7 protein-coding genes are annotated in these 5730 nt (G+C 64.9%); 3 read left to right on the top strand and 4 right to left on the bottom strand.

What is annotated here, in order from left to right:
• A partial coding sequence (locus KBZ07_RS15155; protein WP_254932390.1) for an adenylate/guanylate cyclase domain-containing protein occupies positions 1-284 on the top strand: 284 nt, incomplete at its 5' end.
• 64 nt (positions 285-348) lie between these two features.
• On the opposite strand, the gene KBZ07_RS15150 is transcribed toward KBZ07_RS15155, so the two are convergent.
• Genes KBZ07_RS15150 through KBZ07_RS15140 form a run of 3 tightly spaced genes read right to left on the bottom strand, consistent with a single transcriptional unit; the run spans position 349 to position 2116 of the window.
• Positions 349-1455 carry an FAD-binding oxidoreductase gene (locus tag KBZ07_RS15150; RefSeq protein WP_254932389.1) on the bottom strand — a complete coding sequence of 369 codons (1107 nt, stop codon included), beginning with the start codon at positions 1453-1455 and terminating at the stop codon, positions 349-351.
• Positions 1452-1865 carry a type II toxin-antitoxin system VapC family toxin gene (locus KBZ07_RS15145; RefSeq protein ID WP_254932388.1) on the bottom strand — a complete coding sequence of 138 codons (414 nt, stop codon included), beginning with the start codon at positions 1863-1865 and terminating at the stop codon, positions 1452-1454. The genes KBZ07_RS15150 and KBZ07_RS15145 overlap by 4 nt, the downstream gene beginning before the upstream one ends.
• Positions 1862-2116, bottom strand: coding sequence for a type II toxin-antitoxin system Phd/YefM family antitoxin (locus KBZ07_RS15140; protein ID WP_254932387.1), 255 nt, complete (start codon positions 2114-2116; stop codon positions 1862-1864). The genes KBZ07_RS15145 and KBZ07_RS15140 overlap by 4 nt, the downstream gene beginning before the upstream one ends.
• A gap of 136 nt (positions 2117-2252) precedes the next feature.
• Between KBZ07_RS15140 and gatB the strand changes: the two genes are divergently transcribed.
• On the top strand, positions 2253-3761 hold the full coding sequence (gene gatB / locus KBZ07_RS15135) for an Asp-tRNA(Asn)/Glu-tRNA(Gln) amidotransferase subunit GatB (protein WP_254932386.1): 1509 nt from the start codon (positions 2253-2255) through the stop codon (positions 3759-3761).
• Here gatB and coaE read toward each other — a convergent pair.
• Positions 3751-4338, bottom strand: coding sequence for a dephospho-CoA kinase (gene coaE, locus KBZ07_RS15130; protein ID WP_254932385.1), 588 nt, complete (start codon positions 4336-4338; stop codon positions 3751-3753). The genes gatB and coaE overlap by 11 nt on opposite strands.
• 56 nt (positions 4339-4394) lie before the next feature.
• Between coaE and argJ the strand changes: the two genes are divergently transcribed.
• Entirely contained in the window at positions 4395-5597 is a 1203-nt protein-coding gene (gene argJ / locus KBZ07_RS15125; RefSeq protein ID WP_254932384.1) for a bifunctional glutamate N-acetyltransferase/amino-acid acetyltransferase ArgJ, read from the top strand.
• The last annotated feature ends 133 nt before the right edge of the window (positions 5598-5730 follow it).

Below are 5730 nucleotides of genomic sequence, written 5' to 3'. Positions count from 1 at the left end.
AGCTTGCGGGCCAGCCGCCCCTTCGTCATGGCATCGGCATTCATGTGGGTGAGGTGGTAGCCGGCAATCTGGGCTCCTCCCAGCGCATGGAGTACACCGTGATTGGCTCTGCAGTAAACATCGCCAGCCGGCTTGAGGGTCTTACCCGCCAGTTTCCGGACCACAGCATTTTGATCAGCGCTGAGCTGCGCCAGCTGCTGCCTCCGGAGCTGGTTGTGGTGCCTTTAGGTAGCCATAACGTCAAGGGATGGCAGGTGCCGCTGGAGGTGTATGGATTGGCGTAAATACCAGGTCTAATTCAGTTGTTGAGTGAAACTTAATAGGCAAATTAAATAATTCAGTGTGGGTTCAGCTAGAGAAGCGATCCCATCGAAATGCCTGCTGCCAACTGCTCTGCGTCGGGGCAGATGCGCAGATTTGGTTTGCCACCAATTCGGCGGTGATCGCGGCCAGCAGCACGCCGTTGCGGTGGTGCCCCGCAGCTAGCCACAGGCCGGGGATGGGGCTGGTTCCCAGCAGGGGAGCTTCGTCTGGGGTGTGGGGCCGAAAACCCCACCAGCGCTCCATCGGCGGCCAGGCGCTCGCCTCCGGCAGCAGGCTGGCCAGCCCCTCCTGCAGCTGGCGCTGGCCGGCGGGGGTGAGCCCTTCGCTGAAGCCCGCCTCGGCTTCGCTGGTGGCTCCCACCACCAGCAGACCGTCTTGCCTCGGCACCAGGTAGGTGCCGGGCCCAAAAATCACTCGCTGCAGGGCCTGCCGCGGCCCCTGCAACGACAGCATCTGGCCTTTCACCGGAGCGATCGGCAGCTGGGGCAGTAGCTGGGCGCTCCAGGCACCGCAGGCCAGCACCGCCCGCTCGGCAGCGAGATGGTGCTCCTCCCCTTCGGCGCTGCGTAGACGCACCCCGCTGAGGGCGCCGGCCGGGTCGCAGACCAGCTCCAGCACCTGGCTGCCCTCCTGAAAGGTCACCCCCAGTTCCACGCAGGCCCGCTCCAGGGCGCGCATCAGCCGGCGGCGGTTGTCGATCTGGCCGTCCTGTTCAAACAGCAGGCCCGCCTGCCAGCGCTCGCCGATGCCGGCAATCTCTTGCTCCAGGCCGCGGCGATCGAGCCGTTGGCCGAAGGCGGCGGTGGGATAGGCATCCCGCTCCGCCGAGGTGGCGAAGGGCACCACGATGCCGCAGGGCCGCAGACCGCAGCTCAGGCCGCTATCGGCTTCGATCTGGGCTACCCAGGAGGGGATGAGCTGCAGGCTGGCCTGCCCCAGGCCGAGCAGGTCGCCGCTGAGCCCCTCGGCGTGGGGCGCCAACATGCCGGCGGCTACAAATCCGGCGGCTTCGCTGCGGCGCCGGCTCAGCACCCGTACCAGCTCGCCGCGGCGGGCGAGCTGGTGGGCCATGGCCAGGCCCATCAGGCCGCCCCCCAGCACTGTGATGGCTGGCCCCTTGGCTGCAGTCATGGCTGGGCCAGCGCCGCTGGCTCCAGCCCCAGCACCGTGGCCCCGCAGGAGCGCAGGGCCGCGTCAGCGGTGAGTAGCAGCAGTGGTTCCTGGCGGCTTTGCACGAGCAGCAGCTGGTCGAAGAGGTCGCTGGGGGCGGCGCTGCTATCCAGCTCGGCCAGGGCCAGCAGGTGCTCATTGCGTAGGGGCAGCCAGTGGAAGTGTTGACGGGTCACCTCCTGCTCCAGGCGGGCCAGGTCGAGCTGCACCCGGCCTTGGCGTTGCTTGAGGGCCAGTTCCCAGAGGCTCACCTGGCTCACGAACACCTCTGCTCCCGGCGCCTGTACGGCGGCGATGGCCCAGGCCGGCAGACGCGGGTCGTCGGCCAGCCACCAGAGCAGCACCTGGGTGTCGAGCAGCAGGCGTTTCATTGCAGCGGTGCGTCGAAGTTGGCGGCGATGGCAATGGCGTGGCGCATGGCGCCCGGCGCGTGGGCGGCGCTGGGGGTGGGAATCCAGGCGCTGAGGCGGGCTACCGGCTTGCCTGCTCTGGCGATCCATATCTCCTCGCCTTGCTCCACCTGAAGCAGCAGGCGGGAGAGCTGGGTTTTGGCCTCATGCACATTCACAAGTTGGGGCCGGTTGCTTGGTGCTGGCTCAGGGGGGAATGGCGGGTAGGCCATGGCTGCAAAAACCTCTGGACTTAGTTTTAGCTTAGCTAAACAGCGCAAATCACTATCCGCCCCGGAGCCCCCCCGCCCCCGTGAGGCCGGCGTCCAGTACCTCCCCATAGGATCGGCTCAGGCATCGATACAGGCCATGACAGGCGCGGCAGTAGCACCAGCATCACCAGTCCCATCCCAGCAGCTCCCTTGGGAGGCGGTGATTGGCTTGGAGACCCATGTGCAGCTGGGCACCGCCAGCAAGATTTTCACCAGCGCCTCCACCGCCTTCGGCGACGCCCCCAACACCCACATCGACCCGGTGGTGTGTGGCCTGCCCGGCACCTTGCCAGTGCTTAATCAAAAGGTGCTCGAGTATGCAGTAAAAGCAGCCCTTGCCCTCAACCTGCATATTGCTGCGCACAGCAAGTTTGATCGCAAACAATATTTTTATCCCGATCTGCCCAAGAATTATCAAATCTCCCAATTCGATGAGCCAATCGCTGAAGATGGTTGGATTGAAGTTGAGGTGGCCGAAAAAGGTAAAGAAACCTATTTGAAGCGCATCGGTATAGAGCGGCTTCACATGGAAGAAGACGCCGGCAAATTGGTACACGCCGGTAGTGATCGCCTAGACGGCTCTACCCACTCCCTGGTGGACTACAACCGCGCCGGAGTAGCTCTGGCTGAGATTGTTAGCAAGCCGGATTTGCGCACCGGCCGCGAGGCGGCGGAATACGCCTCGGAGATTCGCCGGATCATGCGTTATCTGGGCGTGAGTGATGGCAACATGCAGGAGGGTTCCTTGCGCTGCGATGTAAATATATCCGTGCGGCGCGGCCCTGATGCCCCCTTCGGCACCAAGGTGGAAATTAAGAATATGAATTCCTTCTCGGCTATCCAGAAGGCGATTGATTACGAGATTCAGCGCCAGATCAAGGCCTACGAAACCGGCGAGCCGGTGCGGCAGGAAACCCGCCTTTGGGATGAATCCAAACAGCTCACTAAGAGCATGCGCGGTAAAGAGGGCGCCAGCGACTACCGCTACTTCCCCGATCCCGACCTTGGACCCATCGAGGTGAGTGACGCCCAGCGGGAGGGCTGGCGCGCCGAGCTGCCCGAGTTGCCTGCTGCTAAGCGGCACCGCTACGCCGACCAGCTGGGTCTGTCGATCTACGACGCCCGAGTGCTTACCGATGAGCGCTCGATGGCTGAATATTTCGAGGCCGCGGTGGCCGCCGGCGCTGACGCTAAGGGCATCGCCAACTGGGTCACCGGCGACATTGCCGCCTATGTAAATGCCAACAGGCTGGCTATTGCCGAGTTGCCCCTTAAGCCCGAGCAGCTAGCTGAGCTGGTGCAGCTGATTGAGGGCGGAATTATTAGCGGCAAGATCGCTAAAGAGATTCTGCCCGAGTTGCTTGAGCAGGGCGGTTCCGCCAAGGCGATCGTGGCGGAGCGCGGCCTGGGCATGATCAGCGACCCCGCTGCTATTACGGCGATTGTGGAGGAGTTGCTGGCTGCCCACCCCGAGGAGGTGGAAGCCTTCCGCGGCGGTAAAACCAAGTTGCAGGGCTTCTTTGTGGGTCAGCTGATGAAAAAAACTGGTGGCAAGGCCGACCCCAAACTGGCCAACCAGATTCTGATTCAGAAGCTCAACGGCTGAGCACCTGCTCCACTTCGGTGGCTAACTGCTCGGGTTCGCCCCGGTTGTTAAGCACCACATCTGCCAGCTGGCGCTTGCGCGCCAGCGGCCACTGGGCAGCTATCCGGGCGCGGGCATCGGCCTCGCCCAGGCCATCTCGGGCCATCAATCGCTGCAGCTGCTGCGACTCGTCGCAGTCCACCAGCCACACCTCGCTGCAGAGGGTCTCCAGGCCCGCTTCGAATAGCAGCGGCACCACCAGCACCACTACCGGCTCCGCCGCCAGCTCCTGCAGCTTGGTTTTAAAGCACGCTCGCACAACTGGATGCAGCAGCTGCTCCAGCCAGCGCCGCTCGGCGCCATCGCCAAAAACGATCTGCCCCAGGGCGGCGCGATCGATCTCTCCTCCGGGCGCCCGGATCCCATCCCCGTAGCGCTCCAGCACCGCGCCGGCCCCGGGACTGCCGGGCGCCAGTGCTTCGCGGGCGTACACATCTGCATCCAGGAGCGGCAGGCCCCGCGCCGCCAGCAGCCGGCCCACGCTGCTCTTGCCGCTGGCGATGCCGCCGGTGAGGCCAATGCGGCGTGCAGCAACCATGGCTTGAGAAGGGGCGTGGCGCTATTCCATGCTCAGGTTCGCAGCAGCTGCAGCCCGTGACCCACCCCTGGCACCCGATCCCCGGCGGCATCACCGCTCCCCGTGGCTTCCAAGCCGCTGGTGTCACCGCGGGTCTGAAGGCTTCCGGCAAGCCCGACCTCTCCCTGCTGCTGGCGCCCGAGGGCGCCGTGTGCGCTGGCACCTTCACAACCTCGGTGGTGCGGGCCGCCTGCGTGGACCTCTGCGCCGAGCGCCTGGCGGCCTCCGGCGGTCACGCCCGGGCGGTGCTCACCAATTCCGGCCAGGCCAATGCCTGCACCGGCGACCGGGGCCTGATCGACAGCCTGCGGGCCACCCAGGCCGTCGCCGATCGGTTGGGTCTGGCGCCTGAAGAGGTGCTGATCTGCTCCACCGGTGTGATCGGCGTGCCGATTCCGATGGGCACCTTGCTGGCGGGTCTTGATCCCTTGGTGGCGGCCCTCAGTACCGAGAGTGGGGCCGCGGCAGCTACTGCCATCCTCACCACCGATCTGGTGGCTAAGCAGATCGCTCTGGAGGCGGATCTGGGCGGCCGCAACGTGCGCATCGGCGGCATGGCCAAGGGCTCGGGAATGATTCACCCAAATATGGCCACGATGCTGGGCTATCTCAGCTGCGACGCGGGCGTACCCGCCGAGGTGTGGCAGGCGATGGTGCGGCGGGCGGTGGATCGTTCTTTTAATTCGATCACGGTGGACGGCGACACCAGCACCAATGACACGTTCCTGGCCTTTGCAGCCGGGGAGCTCCTAAGCCATGAGCACTACGAAGCACTGGAGGCCGGCCTGACGGCGGTGTCGCAACACCTGGCCAAGGCGATTGCCCGCGATGGCGAGGGCGCCACCTGCCTGATCGAGGTGCAGGCGCAGGGCGCTGCCGATGACGCCGGCGCTCGTGCCATTGCGCGCACCGTGTGCGGCTCGTCGCTGGTGAAATGCGCCGTGCATGGCCGCGACCCCAACTGGGGCCGGATCGTGGCCGCCGCCGGCCGGGCCGGTGTGCCCTTTGCTGCTGATCTGGTGGCCCTGTGGCTGGGCGAGCACCAGCTGATGGCCGCTGGCCAGCCCCTGGCTTTCGATCGTGCCGCCGCCAGCACCTATCTGCAGAGCGACACGGTGATTATTCGCCTGGTGGTGGGCGATGGCGCCGGCACAGGTGTCGCCTGGGGCTGCGACCTTTCGGCTCAATATGTCCGCATTAACGCCGATTACACGACCTAATTATCTGAAGGCAAACCAAACGAGTCTTCAGCTGATCTCTGTTGGAATTCCTACAGTGATTAGAGTTCCAACGGTGATTAAGGGTCTTGGTCGAGGAGAGCAGCAGCGATGAGCAACCCCCTATGGATGCTTG

This window comes from Cyanobium sp. BA20m-14 (assembly GCF_024346295.1).
The sequence above is the reverse complement of the archived record's forward strand: the minus strand, read 5'-3'. Positions and strand labels throughout refer to the sequence as shown.